We start from the raw sequence: 20,641 nt of genomic DNA on the forward strand, positions 1-20,641 counted from the left end.
GGTTCGCGCACCGCGGCGGGGTCTGCCGGTGCGGCCTGGTGTACCAGCCGGCCCGTCCACTCGAGATTGGAACCTTCGATGAGTGAGCGCCTGGCCGTGCGCAAGACGTACAAGCTGTTCATCGGCGGGGCGTTCCCGCGCTCGGAGAGCGGAAGGTCCTACGCCGTGACCTCCTCCAAGGGTGATTTCCTGGCGAACGCGGCCAAGGGATCCCGCAAGGACGCCAGGGACGCCGTCGCCGCCGCCCGCAAGGCGTTCCCCGGCTGGTCGTCGGCCACGCCGTACAACCGGGGGCAGATCCTCTACCGCGTCGCCGAGATGCTGGAGGGGCGCCGGGCGCAGTTCGTCGCCGAGGTGGTCGACGCCGACGGCGTCACCGCCAAGAAGGCGGGCGAGCTGGTGGACGCGGCCGTCGACCGGCTCGTCTGGTACGCGGGCTGGTCGGACAAGATCGGCGCGATCCGGGGCGGCGCCAACCCGGTCGCCGGGCCGTACTTCAACCTGTCCACGGTCGAGCCGATGGGTGTCGTCGCGGTGGTCGCGCCGCCGGCGGGGCCGCTTCTCGGCCTGGTCAGCGTGATCGCGCCGCTGATCGTCACAGGGAACACCTGTGTCGTGGTCGCCTCGGAGCGAGCCCCGCTGCCGTCGATCACGCTTGCCGAGGTGCTGGCCACGTCGGACCTTCCCGGCGGCGTGGTGAACATCCTGACGGGTTCGGCCGGGGAGATCGCCCCCTGGCTGGCCGGTCACATGGACGTCAACGGCATCGACCTCACCGGCGCGGACGCCGATCTCGCGGTGCGCTGCGAGGAGCTGGCCGCGGAGAACCTCAAACGGGTCCTCCGGCCGGCGCAGGAAACGGTCGACTGGCTGGCCGACCCGGGTATGGACCGCATGACGGCCTTCCTCGAAACGAAGACCGTCTGGCATCCGATCGGGGTCTGACCTCGCCGGAACGCGTCGCTCGAACGCGTCGCTCGAACGTGGTGCTTGAGCGCGGTGTTTGAGCGCGGTGTTTGAGCGCGGTGTTTGAGCGTGGTGTTTGAGCGCATCGTGGAGACGGCCGCCTCCGGGCGGCCGTCTCTGTCTTGTGGGGGGCGCCGCGGGTTCCGCGGTTCGCGGGCGGTGTTCGTGTGCGCGGCGGCCTGGGTCAGCGGGCCTGGAGCGCGTCGAGCGCGACGGCCATGGCGATGATCAGGCGCCGGTCCAGGCGGGGGTCGCGGATGGTCACCGCGTAGCGGTCCCGCAGGCCCCACATGCGCTCGACGGAGAACGCGATCGACGCTCCCACGCTGAAGTCGAAGTGGTAGGGCAGCCACGACAGCGAGTCGCTGAAACGGCGCAGGATCGCGACGGCCGGATTGCGCTCGCTGCCGGTGTAGGTGGGCAGACCCGGTTGCCTGAGGTGCCACGTCGAGCGCAGCAGCGACCGGCTGAAGTCCTTGCGGAACACGCCGATCGGCGCGCCGTCGTGATCGGTCACGTCGTACTCGCCGGTGACGTCGAGCACGTTGCGTGCCTTGAACCCGCCGAGGACCCGTTGCCGGGACTCGTCGGTGTACAGCGTGACCTGTTCCTTGAAGGCCAACCGTTTCTGCTCGGCGAAGGCCACCACCTCGCCGGGCGACCCATCGGGCTGGACCACGTGGACGACATACCGGTTCACCATCATGGTGATCTTCTGGTGCACGATCAGCCGTGTCTGCTGCTGGAGGCCCGAAATGTCCATGTCACGCTCCATGGGTTCCGGTTAATCAGCCTATATTGGGAGATCACCGGTCAGGTAGCGCTGGACAGAGGTGTCACGCAGGAGATCAGTTCCTCCGAGGACAACGAGGCCCGAAGGCGACGCCCATCAGGTGGGATCCGGCGAGGATGGCGCGCGTCTCCGGTGATCCCGCGTCGAGCCGTTTGCCGGACGCCTGGCTGGCGGACGTGGCGCTCGGCGGCTGGGCGCTCCTCGGCGCGGTGCTCCTAGCCGTCCCCCGCCGGAATCGGGTGGCACGCTCTGCGGAAACCTTGGCCGCGACATGAGGACTGGGGCGAAGGGAAACCCATGACTGCGTCGAATTCCCCGGGTAGCCGAAGCCGGCCTCGATGAAGAAGCCGGAAGTTCTCATCGATGACGAGGCGGCGGTCCCGGAACGTTTCTGCGAGTTCGTCGTGCCTTGGGTTTCAACGAGCTGTTGTGCGGCCGGGGCGGGGGCCGATGTAGGTGAATGCCCATCGGTTCTCGCCGACGCGGTGGAGTTGGTAGCGGTCGGGGTGTTGGTAGCGGTCGCGGTTGTGGAATTGGCAGGTGGGTCCGAGGTTGTCGAGGTCGGTGGCGCCTGCGTCGCTCCAGTTTTGGACGTGGTCGATCTGGCAGAGGTGGGCGGGTAGGTGGCAGTCGTCGACCATGCAGGTGGCGTAGCGGGCGAGGATGGCCCGCCGCTGTGTTCTGGTGGCGCGGCGGACGGTGCGTCCGACGTCCAGGACCTGTCCTTCGGCGTTCATGACCAGGCGGGTGAGGCTGGAGGTGGATGCCAGGCGGTGGATGTCGGTGATGGGGAGGAACTGTCCGGTGGCCAGCAGTAGTCCGGGTAGCGTCCGGCCCGAGATCAGTCCACCAGGGGTCACCCAGTCAGACACCCGCCTGCTCCGCGTCGAGCTTCGCCTACTGTGCGGCCCACTCGCCGTATCCCGTGACGTGCTTCGCCTATCCCGTGACGAGCTTCGCCCATCCCGCGACGCACCGCCTGCGTCTTGTGACGTGCTTCGCCTATCCCGCGACGCACTCGCTGTATCCCGCGATGCGCCGCCCGTGGGTTGCGATGAGCCTCGTCCACCCGCTGTCGCGCACGCTTCATCCCGGGTCGTGCCACGACCCTGGCCGGACGGCCCGCGTTCCTGCCCGGGCGTGTTCCGCCCGCTTGCGGACGGCTCCCGCGCGCGCCGTGCTTTGACCGGCTCTTGTCGTGTTGTGGGCGGCTCATCTGTGTCTGATGCCGAGGCTGTAGCGGGAGGTCCGCTCTCGGTCCTGGCGCCAGCCGCACTCGCGGCCGCGGTGGTCGCGCCGCTGTCCTGGGCGGCTGTGTCGCGGGCAGCCTCTTCGGAACCGGTGCTGTCGTGGTCGGCACTGTCCGGGGCCGCCACGTCGTGCGTGGCCGCCTCTTGCGTGTCGGCGCCATGGCCGGAGACGCCGTGGTCGGAGGCTGCCATGTCCTGTGTCGCCGCAGCTTGCGTGTCGGTGCGCTGGGCCGGGGTGCGCTGGGCCGGGGTGTCGTGGCTGGGAGCTGCCGGTGGGTCGTCGGGGAGGGACTCGGCGTTGATCAGAACCAGCAGCTCGGTGCCGATCTGGTGTTCCAGCAGCGCGATCAGCGTGTCGGCGTTCCGCACCCGCAGCGGCCGGTCATCACCCTCGGCCTTGGGCTTGGCGTACGCATCCAGCAACGCCCGAAGCCGCGCGCCCGCCTCCCGGGGCAGCCGGAACTCCCCCTCCAGGCCGCCGGTGGAGCTTTCCCGCACAAGCAGGAAACGCTGCCGGTAGTCGGCCTCGGCGTCATCGGCCTCCCCATCAGGGTTCAGCACCGCGTGCAGGTAGCGGCCGGCCCGGGCGATCTCCGCCGGAGTCGCCTGCTCGGCGAGCGTGATGAGGATCGGCTCGGCCAGCGCGGCCTGCTTATCGGTCAACCGGCCGGTCGCCGCGCAGATCGCCGTCACATACCCCTCCGCCAGGCTGCCGTTGGCGAACCGGGCCCGCACCTCAGGTAGGCGGGCCAGCTCCACCGCGAGCGCCAGCATCCGGCCCGCGCCCGCGACACTCATCCCGGCGGCCGTACGCAGCCACGATTTGGTGGAGGCATGCCCGTACGCCTTGGCCTCACCGGCGGCATGCACCCGCTCCACCCGCGCCGCGATCGCGGAGATGAGCCGATCCCGCGCGAACAGCAGGTCTTCCGCCTCGGCCAGGCACACCCCCGGCGAGTCCGGCACCAGCGCGAGCGCCAGCGCGGAGGCCGTCTCCCGGACCGAGGCCACCAACGGCCACGACACCCGACCCGCGGCGCCAGAAGCGCCATCTGGAGTGGGGCCGCTCGGACCCGCGTCACTCGATCCAGTACCACCGGAGGCGGCACCACCGGAGGCGGCGCGACTGGAAGCAGTGCCGCCGTCCCCGAGTGCTGCTACTCGAGCCCACCACTCCGCATCGCAGGGTCCGGAATCGGAGCGGGGTGGCCGCTTTCCGGAGTACTTCAACGATCCGAAGGACTCGGCCACGCCCACCCCTCTCGCTGGATTCGAATGCCTGTATGAATAGTGCCACAAGATTGCGGCCGAATGCCACTCAAATTCCAAAAGAATTCGCTCATATTATCGGCATGATATTTCCGGACATAAGACACCCAGTCCGATCGATGGGAGCAAATGTCCTATTCGCGATTGCGGTCCTCGCGGGGGAATGGGAATGGCGAACGCTCCGGAGACGCGGCCTGGTGCTGGAGCCGATGAACAGCGCGACTGGACGCGTATCTCCCTCACGCTCGTCGGCAACCGCCTCGAGTTCGACCGCAGAGCGGTTCGAACCGACGAAGAAGAGACGCCGGTTCTGCGGATGGGCCTAAATGCTGACCGTGTAAATGGACGACGAGGGCGCGTTGAACGGCGATGTGGGCGCGGTCGGCGGGCATAAGGCGTGGTGCGAGCACGATGAGAGCGCGGCGAGCGGCGGCGAGTGCCGGTGAGCGGATGGTGAGTGCCGGTGAGCGGATGATGAGGGCATGGTGAGCGCGCTCACGCAGGCTCTGTGCCATGAACGCGAACATCCTGATCTCCGGGGCGAGCGTCGCCGGCCCGGCACTGGCGTACTGGCTCCGGCACTATGGCTTCACCCCCACAGTGGTGGAACGGGCACCGGCCCTCCGTGACGGCGGATACGCCGTCGACTTCCGCGGCGACGCGCATTTCACCGTCCTGGAACGGATGGGGATCCTGGCCGACGTCCAGCGCGCGCAGACCCACATGGGCGCCCTGTCGTACGTCAACAGTGCGGGCAAGAAGCTCGCGAGCATGCCCGCGGACCTGTTCAGCGGCGATGTCGAGATCCTTCGCGGCGATCTCGCCCGCATCCTGTACGAGGCGACGAAGGAACACACCGAATACGTCTTCGGCGACTCCATCACTTCCATCTCGGAACGCGCGGACGGCGTCCAGGTCACGTTCGAGCGGGGCGCGCCGCGCATGTTCGACCTGGTGATCGGGGCCGACGGGCTGCACTCCAACGTGCGCTCGCTCGCCTTCGGTCCCGAGTCGTCGTATGTGAAGGACCTCGGCCTGCATTTCGCGATCTTCACGACGGACAACTATCTCGGGCTTGATCACACGGGACTCGCGTACAGCACCCCGGGAAAGCTGGTCGGTCTGTACAGCGCTCGGGGGAACGCCGAGGCCAAGGCCGTGTTCTACTTCGGCTCACCGTCGGCTCCGTATGACCGCCACGACACCGAGCAGCAGAAGAAGATCGTGGCCGAGACGTTCGGCGAGGCCGGCTGGGAGGCTCCCCGGCTCCTTCGCGCCATGGGGGACGCGCCGGACTTCTACTTCGACTCGATCAGCCAGGTTCGCATGGATCGCTGGTCGCACGGCCGGGTCGCCCTGATCGGGGACGCCGCGTACTCTCCCTCTCCTCTGTCCGGCATGGGCAGCGGCCTGGCCGTGATCGGAGCGTACGTTCTCGCGGGTGAGCTGGCGGCCGCCCGGGGCGATCACCGCATTGCCTTCGCCCGGTACGAGGACGCGATGCGGGACTACGTCGCGGGATGCCAGAAGCAAGGCGAGGGCGTCGGTAAGTGGATGGTCCCCGAGAACCGGTTCATGGCCTGGTTCCTCAACCAGAACTACAAGCTCATTCCGTACCTGCCGTGGAAAGGGCTGATGGCCAGGAGCGTTCGGAAGACCGCGAGCGCGATCACGCTGAAGAGCTACGCCTCATTCGGCTTGCCGGTGTGACGGGCACATGGGCGCACACAGCCCCATGCGACGACATGAGTCCATACAGCATCACGGGATCACGCACCGGGTCTTCCACACGGAGGGCACGGGGCTTCGAGGCGATGAGACGTGGGGGGTCTGGGACGGGCTCGCCCGGGATGACACCGGGCGGGTGGCGAAGGCTGTTGCGAACCCCCGCCACCCGCCGGTTCTCGGGTCACTCCTTGAAGGCGTCCTTCACCTTCTCGCCGGCCTGCTTGATATTGCCCTTGGCCTTTTCGGCCTTGGCTTTGGCCTTTTTGCGCTCTTCGTCGGTCATTTCGTCGACGCGCTCCTTGGCCTTGTCCTTGAGCTCCCGAGCCTTGTTGGAAAGCTTGTCATCCATACCCATGTCAGACGTCCTTCCGTTATACGGTGATTGTCCGCCACCGTGAAGATTGTCCGATATGGAGGCAAGTGAACCCCCTCGTCATCTCAGGGTTTTGTCAGGGTTCGCAGCGGAACCGGATCTTGAAGAGGGTTCGTTGAACCAGACGAAAAGGGGGTTCACACATGTACCGATCCAGAGAGCACAAGATGATCGCCGGCGTCTGCGGAGGTATCGCGGAGCGCTACAACATGCCGCCCAACGTCGTCCGGCTGCTCTTCCTGCTGTCCTGCCTGCTCCCCGGCCCGCAGTTCGTCATCTACTTGATCATGTGGGTCTTCGTCCCCAAGGCGCCCGCGCGCATGCATTACTGATGCCCTGACCGGCAGGTTCACGCGGGAAGGAGCCGTGACCGGGGGTGGTGGGCTGCCCGGGTCGGGATTCCGGTCCGGGCTGCGTGCATTCGGTTTGGGCGCCCGTTCTATGCTCGCGAATGGAGGTGCCCGATGCGTGAACGACCGTTGACGTTGATTCAGGATGATCTGGTCGACTATGACAAGGCCATGGAGCGAATGGCCGCTCTGGTCGACGAGCGGCAGGAGGATCGCCGGCCGGACACCCTCTGGCTGCTCAGCCACCCCGCCGTGTTCACGATCGGCAAGCGGACGCCGCAGGAGCACCTGCCCGATCCCTCGTACGGTATTCCCGTCATGCAGACCGGCCGGGGTGGGCAGCTCACCTACCACGGGCCGGGGCAGCTGGTCGGATATCTGATCGTGAAGCTGCGGGCGGACGAGGGCGTCGTCGACTACATCCGCGAGGTTGAGCTGCGGCTGGTCGAGGCGCTCGGCACGCTCGGGATCTCGGCCGAGCGCCGCGACACCCCGCCCGGGTCGGAACTGCTCACCGGAGTCTGGACCAAGGACACCGGGCGCAAGATCGTATCCATCGGCATGCGGGCCAGCCGGGCCGTGACCAGCCACGGCTTCGCGCTCAACGTCGACGGCGACCTCAGCCCGTGGAATCTCGCGATCCCCTGCGGCATGCCCGATGTCGACATGACATCCGTGGCTCGCGAGCGGGGGCAGGCAGCGATGGACGAGACCCGGAAGACGGTCGCGGCGGCCTTCGACGCCACGCCCGCGGCTTAGGGAACACGACCCGGCCCGACTGGGAGGGCTTCGGCCGGGCCGGCTCAGTGCGCCCCGGCGGCGGGGTGCTCGCCGGGTGGCACGAGTGACCAACGTACGGTCGATGCCTGGACCACGGCTTCCGGCATCCCGATCAGTCGCAGCACCTCGTCGCGACGCAGGCCCCTGCCCCGCGCGTGGAACTCCTCGTACGGAGACCGGCCGAGGGCCTCCCGAGCGGCGTCGATCACCCGCATCACCTCGGGGCCACCCTGGACGGTCAGCTCGGGGTCGCCTTGGAGGGTGACGCCGTGCAGGCTCGCCGCCGCGCCGAGCAGCAGGGTCGCCGTGGCGGCGTCGCCTTCGACCAGCGCGACGCCGGCCAGGGCCTCGACCCCCCAGGTGCACTCGGAGGGCGCCCCCATGCTCGCCGCCATCGCGACCGCGTCCAGGTAATGTGCCCGCGCATCCGCGAGGTCGCCGGACGCTTCGGCGATCCTTCCCAGGCCGACGAGCGCGCGGGTCCGGTGGCCCAGGCTGCGCACCCAGTGCGTGTCGAACCGCTCCAGAGCCCGTTCGTACAGATCACGCGCTCGGGGCAGGTCGCCCTCCAGGCGTGCGACGTCGCCGAGACCGCGCAGCGCCGCCGCGAGGCCGGCCGGGCTGCCCGCCTGGCGTGCCGCGTCCGCGGCCTCCTCGAAGTCGGCCCGGGCGGCGGACGGGTCGGCGCTCCCAAGGCGGTAGTCGCCGCGGTTGCACAACAGGTCGGCGATGTCCTCCAGCGCGCCGATCCGCCGGGTCAGGCGCAGCGCCTCGTCGGTCAGGGCGAGCGCCCGCGACGGGTCTCCCCGCATGCTCGCGATCCCGGCCAGCGCGTCCAGGGCCAGTGCCGTACCCCACCGGTCGCCCACCACGCGGAAGGCGTCGACGGTCGCGGTGAAGGTCCGCTCGGCGGCCGCGAGGTCTCCGGAGGCGAGTTGGGGATACCCCAGGATCAGGTCGGTGATCGCCCTCTCCCACGGATCGGACCCGGATCCCGCCGCGGTGAGCAGAGAGAAGGTCACCGCTGGATCCCCCTCGAGCGCGTTGACCAGGGGCCAGAGCAGGGTGACGGCCGGATGGCGGCCCCTGCCGGCGGCGAGGAGTGACTCCGCCGCCTGCCTGTGCAGGAGCCACGTCTCCCTGTCCAGCCGTCCGATCGCGGTCAGGACGCACAGCACGTACGCGCCTTCCCGCCCCGGCGGCAGGCTGGTGCCGATCGCGTCGAGAAGCGCGGCGGCGGGCGCGGCCGCCACCGCGTGCACCCCGCGAATCCAGAAATATGACGACAAGGAGGCGATCAGGTCGAGCCCGAGCTCGACCTCCCCGGCCTGTACGGCCCAGTGCAGCGCGGCGTTGAGGTTCTCGTGCTCGGCGGCGAGACGGTCCAGCCATTCGAGCTGGCCGGACCGCCTCAGATGGGGATCAGCCTCCCGCGCCAGCGCGAGGAAATGGTGGGCGTGCGCCCGCCGCAGCGCGTCCGTCTCGCCCGCCGCGTCGAGCTGCTCCGCGCAGTACGCGCGGATGATGTCGAGCATGCGGTAACGCCGCGTGCCGGTTCCGGGCCCAGTGCGTGATCCTGTGTGCGATCCGGCGCCGAACCCGGTGACGTACCCGACGTCGAGCAGGGACTTGTCGGCGAGCGAGTCGAGCACGTCCTCGGCGTCCGGGATGTCGCAGACCTGTTCCGCCGCCCGGGGCGTCGCGCCGCCCGAGAAGACGGTGAGGCGCCTGGCCAGCATCCGTTCGTCGGGAGACAGCAGATCCCAGCTCCAGGCGACCACCGCGCGCAACGTCTGGTGCCGTGCCTCGGCCGTACGGCTGCCGCGCGACAGCAGGCGGAACCGGTCGTGCAGGCGGTCGAGCAACTCGTCGAGCTCGTGGGTGCGCATCCGCGCCGCCGCCAGTTCGATCGCCAGCGGCAGGCCGTCCAGCGCTTCGCATATCCGCCGTACGGCCTCGCCGCCGGCGCCGTCCGGGACGAACCCGGGCCGTACGGCGGCGGCCCGGTCGGCGAAGAGCCGCGCGGCGGAGGACGGCGCGAGCGACCGGACCGGCCACAGGTTCTCACCCGTGATGCCGAGCGGTTCCCTGCTCGTGGCCATGATGCGCAGGCCCGGGTACACGGCGAGCAGGTGACCAGCCAGCGCGGCCGCCGCCTCGACGATGTGCTCGCAATTGTCGAGGACGAGCAGCAGCCGGCGATCGGCCAGGGCCGCCACCAGCCGGGGGAGGGGCTCCGTGCCGGACGGCGGGGCGAGGAGCGCGCTCTCCCGCAGCCCGAGCGCGCGGAGCACCGCGTGGGGCAGTGCCGCGCCGTCGCGCAGGGGCGCCAGCTCGACGAAGCGAACGTCGAGTTGATCGGGAAGGCGGCCGGCGGCCTCGATCGACAGCCGGGTCTTGCCCACGCCACCGGGGCCCAGCAGCGTCACGAGACGTGCGGTGCCGAGGAGCCGGGTGACGACCTCCACGTCCTCCGACCGGCCGACGAAGCTCGTGAGCTGCGCCGGAAGCGAGGCGGCGGCGGCCGGCCGCTCGCCCCGGAGGATGGCCAGCTGCGTCGCGGCGAGCTCCGCCGAGGGATCGACGCCCAGCTCCTCGGCCAGCAGCCGCCGGACCTCCTCGTACGCGGTGAGAGCCTCGGCCTGCCGGCCCTCCGCGTGCAGGGCCCGGATGAGGAGGCCGTGCAGCCGTTCCCTGAGCGGGTGGCGGCGGGTCAGCTCGCGCAGCTCGGGGATGACGGCTCGATGCGCGCCCTGCTGCAGGTCCACCTCGATCCGAACCTCGACGGCATCGAGCCGGAGCTCCTCCAGGCGTACGGCATGGGCCCGCGCGGAGCCCGCGTCGGCGGCGTCCGCGAGGGCCTGGCCGCGCCAGAGGGTGAGGGACTCACTCAGGAGCGCCGAAGCGCGGGCGAGGTCTCCGTCCCGCAACGCCTGCCGGCCCTCGGCGGACAGTTCCGCGAAGCGGTGGGCGTCGACGTCACCGGGATCGACGTCGAGCCGGTAGCCCGCCGGAGTCCGTTCGATGGCGTAGTCCGGCCGCAGGGCGCGGCGCAGCCGGGACATCTGCGACTGGAGGGCGTGCGCGGCCCCTGCCGGGGCTTCGGATCCGTACAGGTCGTCGATCAGGCGGTCCGCCGGCACCACGTCGCCGGGGTGGGCGAGCAGCAGGGCCAGGAGTGCGCGCTGGGCCGGCCCGCCGACGGGCACCTCGCTGCCGTCGCCGCGCCAGGCCCGCGTGCCGCCGAGGATCCCGAATCTCATACGGACGATTCTGTCGTCCATCGCTCATATCCGGCCCTGTGATCCGGACCTGTGATCCGGACCTGTGCGCACGAAGCCGCCGGAACCCCCGAGGGGGAACCGGTCCCCTCGGGGGCCCGTCAGCCGCCGTGCGCCCCGTGGAACGGGGTGGTGACGTCCTCGTAGGCGAGGTGCAGGGCCATGCCCATGTCGGTGTGGCCGAGGTTGTGGCAGTGGTTCATCCACATTCCCGGGTTGGTGGCGAGGAAGGCCACCTCCCACACCTCACCGGGGCGTACGTCGAAGGTGTCGACGAGCAGGGGAGTGCCGGTCGGCGCGCGGCCGTCGCGGCTGAGCACGAGCACGCGGTGCCCGTGCAGGTGCCACGGGTGCGTCTCGCGTCCCCGGTTGACGACGGTGATCCGGACGAGGTCGCCTTCCGTCACGATCTGCGTGGGGATGGATGGGTACGCCCGCCCGTTGACCGTGTGCGCGTACGCCGGCCGGCCGCCGACCACGGCGAGGCCGCGGTCGAGGACGAGGGTGAACCTCCGGTTGACCGGCCCGTTCACGTCGATCGGCGGCGCGGTGGGCTTCCCGTACGCGAGCGGGTCCAACTCGGGCCAGCTCGCGGTGTTCTCGACCGGCCCGGCGGCCGGGCTCGCGGTGTCGGTCGGGGCGGCGGCGGTGGTGTCGGTGGTGGTGCCGGTGGCGGCGGTGGTGGTGTCGGGGGTCCCGGCTGTGGTCCCGGCTGTGGTCCCGAACGTCCCGGCGGTCCTCCCAAGCGTCCCGGCGGTCCTCCCAAGCGTTCCGGCGGTCCTCCCGCCCGGGGACGCGCCGGACCCCGTGGGAACCAGCCGCAGGCCCTCCGTACGGTCGTCCACGAGCAGCCGCACATCCGAAGTCTCGGGGAACGGCATGGTGAACGCGACGTCGTACCGGCCGCCGGCGGGCAGGCGCAGCCCCACCTTGCTCACCTCGCCGGGTTCGTTGAGGTCGCTGCCGTCGATCGCCACGAGCCGGTACGGCGTGCCGACCAGCGTGAACCGGTGCGGGGTGTTGTCGGTGTTGACCAGGCGAAGGCGCACCGGCATGCCCGGGGCGGCTCGCCGCTCGATGGGCTGGTCGTGGTTGCCCAGCACGGTCCTGCCGGAGAACGTGTGCACGGGAAGCGTGAAGTCCAGCCCCTCGGATCTGGGAGCGCTACGCGGCCTGACCACGAGGGTGCCGTACAACCCCATGCGAACGCCGAGGTCGGACGCCTGGTGCGTGTGGTACCAGTAGGTCCCCACCTGGGTCGCGAGGAAGCGGTACACGAACTCCTCGCCGGGCAGGACCGCCTCCTGGGTCAGGCCGGGGACGCCGTCCTCACCCGAGGGGACGTTGTAGCCGTGCCAGTGGAGCGTCACGCCCGAGTCGATGTCGGCGTTGCGCAGCCGTACCTCGATCAGGTCGCCCTCGGTCGCGATGATCGGCGGGCCGGGCACCTGGCCGTTGAAGGTCCACGCGGAGACCTGCTGCCCGGAGGACAGCGCGATGGTGGCGGTGCGGGCGGTCAGCATGAACCTGCGCACTCTGCCGCCCTCGGCCGGGGCGGTGGGTCCGCGCAGCTCGGTCACCGGGCGGCCCTGGTGCGCCTGCCCCTCGCCGGAGGCGGCGCCGCCGCGATCGGTCTTCTCGACCGGCGCGAGCGCCAGCCCGGTCCCGAGCAGGCCGACCGCGAGGATCGCCGAGAGGCCGGGCCGGAGCCCGCGCACCGGCGGGCAGGCGATCCGCCAGCTCAGCAGCAGGGCGACCCCGAGGAACGCCACGGTGAGCAGGCCGGTGCTCCAGGTCGCGGGGTAGCCGAGGAGGAGCGTGTGCACGAGCCCCGCCGCCGCGGCTAAGCCGACGCCGAACAGGGGAACCACGACGACGGGCCGGGCCGCCGCGGCCGCGCGGCCGCGGGCCGCGTGGACCAGGCGCGGCCCGGCGAGCACGGCCGCGACCAGTGCGGCGATGCCGAGGAGGGGCACCTCGATGATGACCTTCTCCTGGACGAACCACCAGCCCGCGCGGGCGAGCGCGATCACGCAGGCGACCCGGGCCAACGTGATCAGCACGGCGACGGGGAACATGGCCAGTGCCGTTTTCGGACGCCGGGCGGCGGCCGCCGCCCCGGTCCCCAGCCACGCGAGCGCGGTCAGGGCCGAGGCGAGCAGGTCGAGCGCGAGTAGCCCCGGGGTGGTCATGACACCGGCGCCGTCGCGTTCTTCGGCGCCGTCTCACTCGTCGAGGCGAGCCTGCGGGCTCCGGCGAGCACGCGTCCGGCGACGGCCATGACCCCCAGGCCATTGACCGCGTGCAGGCCGAGGACCGCCAGCGAGGCCGTCGTGGTGTCGCCGGTGGCGTCGTCCAGCGCCCGGCCGAGAATGATGATCAGCATCTGGACGACGACCAGGCCGAGCGGCGTGATGCTCAGGCCGATCAGCCTGCCCGGAGCCTTGGCGAGCGTGGCCACCACCGTGGCCAGCAGGGACAGGACGGGGATGGCCATCATCCCGATGGTGCCGTGCATCGCGTACGAGTCGCCGGACTGCGGCTTGTCGAAGGCGCCGACCCCCGCGAAGTAGAACTGCGCGAGTACGGCGAGCAGTTGCAGGCCGGCCAGCACGACGTAGACCCTGCGCACGGTGCGCTCCCTTCGGATACGTGGATTAGGGAGGATCCTCGTCCCATCACGCCCATGGGGTCGTCGTCCGGCCAGAGGCACGTCGAATACGACCAGGGGAGTACGTGAGGGGTGACACGGCACCCTCCCCGGGAGACGCCCGGATCAGATCAGGCCGAGCGCGAGCATCGCGTCGGCGACCCGCTTGAAGCCGTCGATGTTGGCACCGGCCACGTAGTTCCCGGCCATGCCGTACTCGTCCGCCGTGCGCAGGCAGCGGGCGTGGATGTCGGTCATGATCTCGCGCAGCCGGCGCTCGGAGAACTCGAACGTCCACGAGTCGCGGCTCGCGTTCTGCTGCATCTCCAGCGCGCTGGTGGCCACGCCGCCCGCGTTGGCGGCCTTGCCCGGCCCGAAGGCCACGCCCGCGTCGAGGAACACCCGGATGGCCTCGGGCATCGTCGGCATGTTGGCGCCCTCGCCCACAGCGATGCAGCCGCCGCGGACCAGCCGCTCGGCGTCCTTGGCGGTGATCTCGTTCTGCGTGGCGGACGGCATCGCCACCTCGCAGGCCACATCCCACACGCTGCGGCCCGGCACGAACACCGCGCCCTCGCCGCTGCGCCTGGCGGCGTAGACGCTCAGCCGCTGGCGCTCGACCTCCTTGACCTCCTTGAGCAGGGCGAGGTCGATGCCCTTCTCGTCGACGACGTACCCCGAGGAGTCGGAGCAGGCGACCACGACGCCGCCGAGCTGCTCTACCTTCTCGATCGAGTAGATCGCCACGTTGCCGGAGCCGGACACCACGACGCGCTTGCCGTCGAAGGACGTGCCGCGCGCCTTGAGCATCTCCTCGACGAAGAAGGCGCAGCCGTACCCGGTGGCCTCGGTGCGGACCTGGGCGCCGCCGAAGCTCAGCCCCTTGCCGGTGATCATGCCGGACTCGTACCGGTTCGTGATGCGCTTGTACTGGCCGAACAGGTAGCCGACCTCCCGGCCGCCGACGCCGATGTCACCCGCGGGGACGTCGGTGTACTCGCCGACGTGGCGGTACAGCTCGGTCATGAAGCTCTGGCAGAAGCGCATGATCTCGCGCTGGGACCTGCCCTTGGGGTCGAAGTCCGAGCCGCCCTTGCCGCCTCCGATGGGCAGGCCGGTCAGGCCGTTCTTGAAGATCTGCTCGAACCCGAGGAACTTGATGATTCCCAGATAGACGGAGGGGTGGAAGCGCAGCCCGCCCTTGTACGGCCCGAGCGCGCTGTTGAACTCGACGCGGAAGCCCCGGTTGATCTGCACCTCGCCCTGGTCGTCCTCCCAGGGCACGCGGAAGATGATCTGCCGCTCGGGTTCGCAGATCCGCTCGATTATCTTGGATTCGGCGTACTCGGGGTGCTTGCCGAGGACCGGGCCGATGCTCTCCAACACCTCACGGACAGCCTGGTGGAACTCGATTTCCCCGGGATTGCGGCGCAGGACGTTGTCGTAGATCGTCGACAGCTTCTCGTGTAGCACCGGGTACCCCGTTCGTTCGGATCTGGCAGTCCATGTCCAATCTTATGAGTCCCGGGTTGACACCTGTTATGCCGGATCGGCACGTCAGCACCGCTTTCAGTCCATATTTCGGACGAAGGTGGCTGACGTCGGCTTTTACCTGCGAACCCTGTTACCGTGGGTCGCTTACATTGTCCTTTTAGCATGGTCTCTTGATGCTCTCTTGACGGAGGCGTTCGGTGGTGCGGCGGTCTTTTCTGGCAGGGCCGGCGAAGTGAAGTGGCGGCAAGCCGGGTGGGGCTCGGCCGTACTCGATCGATTCCAGAATCCGACGCAGGTCCTGGCGACCCTCTTCGGCAGCGTGGTGCTCATCGGCACCGCGCTCCTGACCCTCCCCATCGCGACGACCTCCGGGGAGTCGGCGGGCTGGGTGTCCGCTCTCTTCACCGCGACCTCGGCGGTGTGCGTGACGGGTCTGGTGGTCGTCGACACCGGGTCGTACTGGTCGACCTTCGGTGAAGCAGTGATCGCCGGGCTGGTCCAGGTCGGCGGGTTCGGGATCATGATGATGGCCACGCTCTTCACCATGCTGGTCTCCGGCCGGATGGGGCTCCGGGTCCGGCTCATGGCCCAGGCCCAGACCAGCACGGTCAGCGTGGCCGACGCCCGCCGGGTGCTGCGCAAGGTGGTGGTCTTCAGCCTCGTCTCGGAGGCGGTCATCGCCTCGATCCTCACCGGCCGGCTGATGATCGGATACGGCGAGTCGTTCGGCGACGCGCTCTATCACGGGGTGTTCCACGCGATCTCGGCCTTCAACAACGCCGGGTTCTCACTGTGGCCGGACAGCCTCATGGGGTTCGTCACCGACCCGTGGATCTGCCTGACCATCGCGGGGGCGGTGATCCTCGGTGGCCTGGGCGTCCCCGTGGTCTTCGAGCTGCTGCGCTCGTGGCGGAGGCCCGGCCGCTGGTCGGTGCTGACCCGCGTCACGGTCGTCGGCACCGTGCTCCTGCTCGCGGGCGGCACGCTGCTCTTCCTCATGACCGAATGGCGCAACCCGGCCACCCTGGGACCACTCGACGAGTCCGGCAAGCTGCTGGCCAGCTTCTTCACCGCCGTCATGCCCCGGTCCTCGGGCTTCAACAGCATCGATCTCTCCCAGATGGAGCCGTCCAGCTGGCTGGCGACCGACATCCTGATGTTCATCGGCGCGGGCAGCGCCGGCACCGGCGGCGGCATCAAGGTGACCACCCTCGGCCTGCTGGCGTTCATCATCTGGGCCGAGATGCGCGGCGAGACCCAGGTCAACATCGGGCACCGCCGGCTCACCGAGTCCGCCCAGCGCCAGGCGGTGGTGATCAGCGCGCTCGGCGTCGTCCTCGTGGCCGTGGCCACCTACGTGCTGCTCGTGGTGACGCCGCACAGCCTGGACAAGGTGCTGTTCGAGGCGGTCTCGGCGTTCAGCACGACCGGCCTGACCACCGGCATCACCGCCGACGTGCCCCCGGCCGCGCACCTGATGCTGGTGGCGCTCATGTTCATCGGCCGGATCGGCCCACTCACGCTCGGCTCCGCGCTCGCCCTCAAGGAGCGCACCCGCCGCTACGAACTACCCGAGGAGCGAGTCATCGTTGGCTGAGAAGAAGAGCGACCCCATCGTGGTCATCGGGCTCGGCCGGTTCGGCAGCTCCATCGCGCTGGAACTGGCGGCGAGGGGCTCAGAGGTGCTGGCCATCGACAGCCGGCCCAAAGTGGTGCAGAGCCTGGCCGGGCGGATCACGAACATCGCGACCGCGGACGCCACCGACATCGAGGCGCTGCGCCAGCTCGGCGTGCCCGACTTCTACCGCGCCGTGGTCGCCATCGGCAGCGACCTGGAGGCGAGCATCCTCGCCACCTCGCTGCTGGTGGAGCTGGAGCTGGAGGACATCTGGGCCAAGGCGGTCAGCCGTCAGCACGGCCAGATCCTGCACCGGATCGGCGCCCACCACGTCGTCTTCCCCGAGCACGACATGGGGGAGCGGGTCGCACACCTGGTCAGCGGCCGGATGCTCGACTATGTCGAGGTCGACGAGAACTTCGCCCTCGTCAAGACCCATCCGCCCAAGGAGTTCGTGGGCGTCCCGCTGGGGCAGTCCAAGCTGCGCCGCAAGTACGGCGTGACGATCGTGGCGGTCAAGAGCCCCGGCGAGGAGTTCACCTACACCACCGCCGACACCGAGCTGTCCTACGGCGACATCGTGCTCGTCTCGGGGAGGAGCGACAACGTGGAGCGCTTCGCCGAACTTCCCTGACCGTTCTTGGCGCCCTCGCACCCCACCCTGACCTTCCCGACGCGCGCGCGTACCCCGGGCCGGCGCCGGGGCCCGCGTCCGCCGCGCGAAATCGTGCTGCCGTGCGGGCCTTCCCTCGGCGCGATCCGGGGTGCAATCTTGCAGCCGTCCCTGAGAACACGCAGGTCACACGGTCGCGAGTTGCACTGCAAGTGCCCACTCCTCCTGTCTGTGGCATCGGCCGCGGGGCGCCGGTCAACCTGATCTCAGGCGCCCTCGAACCGTTCGGCCGGGTGCCGGATCACCCCCTCGTGAACCTTGGAGGAGACATGCGCGCACTGCTCATCGCGGCCCTCGGCGCCGGCCTGATCGCCCCCCTCGCCCTCTCGACCGCCACCGCCGCGTCGGCGTCGGTGTCCTCGACCGCCTCGCTGTCCGCCGCCTCCACGCGGCAGGCGCTGCCCACCTGCTCCGGGACCCGGGTCATGATCCTCATCCTCTGCTCCTTGCTGTACGACCGCCCCATCTGATCACCACGTTGCGCTAACTGAACCCATCTGTCACATACGGGTTGGTTCGTCGCTTTACATGACATTTGTGCGCATTTGTGGTGATAGGTGAACTGATTCCGTACGCGCGCGGGCATAATCCGCGCTGGTCAGGCGTTTAGTTAGCTGTACTAACTTCTTCGAGAGGGGGCTGAAGATGTGCGGAATCGCCGGCTGGGTGGACTACGACCGTGATCTGAGAACCGAGCGTGACGTCGCACAGGCCATGACCGACACCATGGCGTGCCGGGGGCCGGACGCCGAGGGCCTGTGGGCCGAGCCGCACGCGGTGCTCGGTCACCGCCGACTCGCCATCATCGACATCGAAGGCGGCCGCCAGCCGATGGCGGCGGAGCGGGACGGGCGGCTGCTGGCCGTCCTCACCTACAGCGGCGAGGTCTACAACTTCCGCGAGCTGCGCGCCGAGCTGGCCGCCCGCGGCCACCGCTTCCGTACGGAGAGCGACACCGAGGTCGTCCTCGAGGCCTACCTGGAGTGGGGCGAGGACTTCGTCGGCCGGCTCAACGGCATGTACGCCTTCGCCATCTGGGACGCCCGCCGCGAGGAACTGCTCCTGGTCCGCGACCGGATGGGCATCAAGCCGCTGTACTACTACCCGACCCCGTCAGGAGTGCTGTTCGGCTCGGAGCCCAAGGCGATCCTCGCCAACCCGCTGGCCGAGCGAGTGGTCGACGCCGACGGGCTGCGCGAGCTGCTCGCCTTCGTCAAGACACCGGAGCGGGCCATCTACCGCGGCATGTACGAGGTCCGTCCCGGTCAGCTCGTCCGGATCCGCCGTGAGGGCATGACCCGGCGCCGCTACTGGACGCTGGAGTCCCGCGAGCACACCGACGACCTCCCCACCACGATCCAGAACGTGCGCGGGCTGCTGGACGACATCGTCAGCCGCCAGCTCATCTCCGACGTGCCGCTGTGCACCCTGCTGTCGGGCGGCCTGGACTCCAGCGCCGTGACCGCGCTCGCCGCGAAGGCGCTGGGCACGACGAAGGTCCGGTCGTTCTCCGTCGACTTCGCCGGATACACCGAGAACTTCCAGCCCGACGAGATGCGTGACACCCCCGACGGCCCGTACGTCCAGGACGTCGTCGAGCACATCGGCGCCGACCACACCGACATCCTGCTGAACTCGGCCGATCTGATGGACCCTGCCGTCCGGGCCGCGGTCCTGCGCGCCCGTGACATACCGGCCGGCATCGGCGACATGGACACCTCGCTCTACCTGCTGTTCAAGGCGATCCGCGGACACTCGACCGTGGCGCTCTCCGGCGAGTCCGCCGACGAGGTCTTCGGCGGGTACAAGTGGTTCCACGACGCCGGCGCGGTGAACTCCGGCACCTTCCCGTGGCTGGCGATGCGGGGGTCCATCGGGCGCAGCGGCCTGGACACGCTGTTCGACGAGCAGCTCACGCGCAAGCTCGACATCCCCGCCTACCGGGCCGACGCGTACCAGCAGGCCCTGGCCGAGGTGGAGGCGCTGCCCGGCGAGACCGGCCTGCAGAAGCGGATGCGGGAGGTCAGCTACCTGCACCTCACCCGCTTCGTGCAGATCCTGCTCGACCGCAAGGACCGGATGAGCATGGCCGTGGGCCTGGAGGTCCGCGTCCCGTTCTGCGACCACCGGTTGGTGGAGTACGTCTTCAACACCCCGTGGGCGATGAAGACGTTCGACGGACGGGAGAAGAGCCTCCTGCGCGCCGCCACCGCGGACGTCCTGCCGCGGTCGGTGGTCGAGCGCCGCAAGAGCCCTTACCCCTCGACGCAGGACCCCGCGTACGAGCAGGCGCTCCAGGCCGAGACGCTCCGGCTCCTCGGCCGGGACGACCTCGCGGTGGCGCCGCTGATCGACATCGCCAAGACGCGGAGCCTGGTCGATCATGAGGTGGGGACGACCAGCCTCCAGGAGAGCAGGGCCGCGATGGAGCAGTTCATCCAGTTCAACGCCTGGCTGGAGAGGTACGGGGTGCGCGTCACCATCTGAGCCCGTTCCAGGCTTCAGTAGAGCAGCGCCGTCCTGCGGGGCGGCGCTGTTCGCGTCTGCCCGGCAAAACAGCCCCGGAAACAGCCCGGAGCCGGCCCCGGAAGCAGCCCCGGAGTCGGCCCCGGAAGCAGCCCCGGAAGCAGCCCCGGAAGCAGCCCCGGAAGCAGCCCCGGAAGCAGCTCAGCAAAAACTGCTCGGGAAATAATCGACGCCGGATGTCGAGGACCCCGTCCCGCTCCGACTGAGAGGTGGCAGCGGGCCGACAGGGCGCGCGGGACCGAGAGGACGTCGCCGGGGTCACGCCCCACGGCAGTCGGAGCGGTCGCCGGGTTCTCGACATCCGTCCGCCGGTTTTCGAGGGATTTTTCCGGCGCCGGGGTCACGCCCGTGGCTAGCGGGGCCAGTTCGCCACCGTCTCGGCCTTGATCGGGTCGACGTAGCAGCTCAGCGTCGCCCGCTGGGCTCGATCGAGCACGCAGACCTTCACGTCCACACGCGTGATCTCGCCGTCGGAGGAGAGCTGGAAGGAGCTCTTCGCCGCGCAGGTCGTCCGCGGCCGCGCCCATCCGGTGCCGCCGCCGGGGTAATGGAAGCGGGCGCGGATGTACGCGCAATGGTCGCGGTGCCCGTCGCGGTCGTACAGCGTGCCGGAAACGACGAACGTCTCGGCGCTGAAATCGGTGATCCACACGTCCGCGGTGGCGTACCCGCCGTGGTCGCTCCGGGACTGGACCGGCCCCCAGTGGAGCCGGGCCGCGGCCGCGTCGGCCGGCGCGGCCAGGGTTCCGGCGACGACCGCCAGCAGTGCGGCAGCACCGGCCCGGCGGGCGGTTCTGAAAGGGGTTCTGACGGTGCTGTTCTTCATGCCTTCATGAGTAGCGGCGCCCACTTGGAGCAATCTTGTGTCCTGCTGGAGCGTCCCTCGCCGG

At 69.7% G+C, this 20,641-nt stretch carries 16 protein-coding genes; 8 read left to right on the forward strand and 8 right to left on the reverse strand.

The genetic code is table 11. The features are described from left to right. The first annotated feature begins 78 nt into the window (after window positions 1-78). Window positions 79-945 (forward strand): aldehyde dehydrogenase family protein, encoded by an 867-nt coding sequence (locus QSK17_RS18390; RefSeq protein ID WP_285706076.1) that lies wholly within the window; start codon window positions 79-81, stop codon window positions 943-945. A gap of 205 nt (window positions 946-1,150) precedes the next feature. On the opposite strand, the gene QSK17_RS18395 is transcribed toward QSK17_RS18390, so the two are convergent. Together QSK17_RS18395 and QSK17_RS18400 are read right to left on the reverse strand one after the other, a co-directional pair. Next, window positions 1,151-1,729, reverse strand: coding sequence for an LURP-one-related family protein (locus tag QSK17_RS18395; protein ID WP_285706077.1), 579 nt, complete (start codon window positions 1,727-1,729; stop codon window positions 1,151-1,153). A 446-nt stretch (window positions 1,730-2,175) separates the two neighbouring features. Beyond that, a complete protein-coding gene (locus QSK17_RS18400) occupies window positions 2,176-4,020 on the reverse strand; it encodes a DUF222 domain-containing protein (RefSeq protein WP_285706131.1) in 1,845 nt (614 codons plus the stop codon). A gap of 771 nt (window positions 4,021-4,791) precedes the next feature. Here QSK17_RS18400 and QSK17_RS18405 point away from each other — a divergent pair. Beyond that, window positions 4,792-5,988, forward strand: a complete 1,197-nt coding sequence (locus QSK17_RS18405) for an FAD-dependent monooxygenase (protein ID WP_285706078.1) — start codon at window positions 4,792-4,794, stop codon at window positions 5,986-5,988. A gap of 199 nt (window positions 5,989-6,187) precedes the next feature. On the opposite strand, the gene QSK17_RS18410 is transcribed toward QSK17_RS18405, so the two are convergent. Further along, window positions 6,188-6,361, reverse strand: coding sequence for a CsbD family protein (locus tag QSK17_RS18410; RefSeq protein ID WP_285706079.1), 174 nt, complete (start codon window positions 6,359-6,361; stop codon window positions 6,188-6,190). Window positions 6,362-6,522: 161 nt separating this feature from the next. On the opposite strand from QSK17_RS18410, the gene QSK17_RS18415 reads away from it, so the two are divergent. Both QSK17_RS18415 and lipB read left to right on the forward strand, forming a co-directional pair. Then, complete coding sequence (locus QSK17_RS18415) at window positions 6,523-6,711, forward strand: PspC domain-containing protein (RefSeq protein ID WP_285706080.1); 189 nt, start codon at window positions 6,523-6,525, stop codon at window positions 6,709-6,711. A gap of 132 nt (window positions 6,712-6,843) precedes the next feature. Beyond that, window positions 6,844-7,488, forward strand: a complete 645-nt coding sequence (gene lipB, locus QSK17_RS18420; protein ID WP_285706081.1) for a lipoyl(octanoyl) transferase LipB — start codon at window positions 6,844-6,846, stop codon at window positions 7,486-7,488. Window positions 7,489-7,532: 44 nt separating this feature from the next. Here the strand turns inward: lipB and QSK17_RS18425 are convergent, their stop codons facing one another. The 4 genes from QSK17_RS18425 to gdhA all read right to left on the reverse strand — a co-directional run bounded on the left by QSK17_RS18425 (window position 7,533) and on the right by gdhA (window position 14,913). Further along, window positions 7,533-10,772 (reverse strand): AfsR/SARP family transcriptional regulator, encoded by a 3,240-nt coding sequence (locus tag QSK17_RS18425; RefSeq protein WP_285706082.1) that lies wholly within the window; start codon window positions 10,770-10,772, stop codon window positions 7,533-7,535. A gap of 119 nt (window positions 10,773-10,891) precedes the next feature. After that, window positions 10,892-12,982, reverse strand: a complete 2,091-nt coding sequence (locus QSK17_RS18430) for a multicopper oxidase family protein (RefSeq protein WP_285706083.1) — start codon at window positions 12,980-12,982, stop codon at window positions 10,892-10,894. Then, window positions 12,979-13,422, reverse strand: a complete 444-nt coding sequence (locus tag QSK17_RS18435; RefSeq protein ID WP_285706084.1) for a DUF6220 domain-containing protein — start codon at window positions 13,420-13,422, stop codon at window positions 12,979-12,981. Before QSK17_RS18435 ends, QSK17_RS18430 begins: the two co-directional genes overlap by 4 nt. 144 nt (window positions 13,423-13,566) lie before the next feature. Further along, window positions 13,567-14,913 (reverse strand): NADP-specific glutamate dehydrogenase, encoded by a 1,347-nt coding sequence (gene gdhA, locus QSK17_RS18440; RefSeq protein WP_285706085.1) that lies wholly within the window; start codon window positions 14,911-14,913, stop codon window positions 13,567-13,569. Window positions 14,914-15,166: 253 nt separating this feature from the next. Here gdhA and QSK17_RS18445 point away from each other — a divergent pair, with 253 nt between their 5' ends. The 4 genes from QSK17_RS18445 to asnB all read left to right on the forward strand — a co-directional run bounded on the left by QSK17_RS18445 (window position 15,167) and on the right by asnB (window position 19,712). Then, complete coding sequence (locus QSK17_RS18445) at window positions 15,167-16,531, forward strand: TrkH family potassium uptake protein (protein ID WP_285706086.1); 1,365 nt, start codon at window positions 15,167-15,169, stop codon at window positions 16,529-16,531. Further along, window positions 16,524-17,186: a potassium channel family protein gene (locus QSK17_RS18450; protein WP_285706087.1), complete on the forward strand. Its 663-nt coding sequence runs from the start codon at window positions 16,524-16,526 to the stop codon at window positions 17,184-17,186. The genes QSK17_RS18445 and QSK17_RS18450 overlap by 8 nt, the downstream gene beginning before the upstream one ends. Window positions 17,187-17,494: 308 nt before the next feature. Beyond that, on the forward strand, window positions 17,495-17,695 hold the full coding sequence (locus QSK17_RS18455; RefSeq protein ID WP_285706088.1) for a hypothetical protein: 201 nt from the start codon (window positions 17,495-17,497) through the stop codon (window positions 17,693-17,695). Window positions 17,696-17,870: 175 nt separating this feature from the next. Next, window positions 17,871-19,712 (forward strand): asparagine synthase (glutamine-hydrolyzing), encoded by a 1,842-nt coding sequence (gene asnB / locus QSK17_RS18460; RefSeq protein WP_285706089.1) that lies wholly within the window; start codon window positions 17,871-17,873, stop codon window positions 19,710-19,712. Between the two features lie 391 nt (window positions 19,713-20,103). Here the strand turns inward: asnB and QSK17_RS18465 are convergent, their stop codons facing one another. Continuing rightward, window positions 20,104-20,577 (reverse strand): hypothetical protein, encoded by a 474-nt coding sequence (locus tag QSK17_RS18465; protein WP_285706090.1) that lies wholly within the window; start codon window positions 20,575-20,577, stop codon window positions 20,104-20,106. Between the last annotated feature and the right edge of the window lie 64 nt (window positions 20,578-20,641).

This window comes from Microtetraspora sp. NBRC 16547 (assembly GCF_030268965.1).
GTDB lineage: Bacteria > Actinomycetota > Actinomycetes > Streptosporangiales > Streptosporangiaceae > Microtetraspora.

Excerpts from the sequence above, each read along its gene's own strand:
- QSK17_RS18390 (WP_285706076.1), top strand. The coding sequence starts at position 79 with ATGAGTGAGCGCCTGGCCGTGCGCAAGACGTACAAGCTGTTCATCGGC.
- QSK17_RS18395 (WP_285706077.1), bottom strand. The coding sequence starts at position 1,729 with ATGGACATTTCGGGCCTCCAGCAGCAGACACGGCTGATCGTGCACCAG.
- QSK17_RS18405 (WP_285706078.1), top strand. The coding sequence starts at position 4,792 with ATGAACGCGAACATCCTGATCTCCGGGGCGAGCGTCGCCGGCCCGGCA.
- QSK17_RS18410 (WP_285706079.1), bottom strand. The coding sequence starts at position 6,361 with ATGGGTATGGATGACAAGCTTTCCAACAAGGCTCGGGAGCTCAAGGAC.
- QSK17_RS18415 (WP_285706080.1), top strand. The coding sequence starts at position 6,523 with ATGTACCGATCCAGAGAGCACAAGATGATCGCCGGCGTCTGCGGAGGT.
- lipB (WP_285706081.1), top strand. The coding sequence starts at position 6,844 with ATGCGTGAACGACCGTTGACGTTGATTCAGGATGATCTGGTCGACTAT.
- QSK17_RS18425 (WP_285706082.1), bottom strand. The coding sequence starts at position 10,772 with ATGAGATTCGGGATCCTCGGCGGCACGCGGGCCTGGCGCGGCGACGGC.
- QSK17_RS18430 (WP_285706083.1), bottom strand. The coding sequence starts at position 12,982 with ATGACCACCCCGGGGCTACTCGCGCTCGACCTGCTCGCCTCGGCCCTG.
- QSK17_RS18455 (WP_285706088.1), top strand. The coding sequence starts at position 17,495 with ATGCGCGCACTGCTCATCGCGGCCCTCGGCGCCGGCCTGATCGCCCCC.
- asnB (WP_285706089.1), top strand. The coding sequence starts at position 17,871 with ATGTGCGGAATCGCCGGCTGGGTGGACTACGACCGTGATCTGAGAACC.
- QSK17_RS18465 (WP_285706090.1), bottom strand. The coding sequence starts at position 20,577 with ATGAAGAACAGCACCGTCAGAACCCCTTTCAGAACCGCCCGCCGGGCC.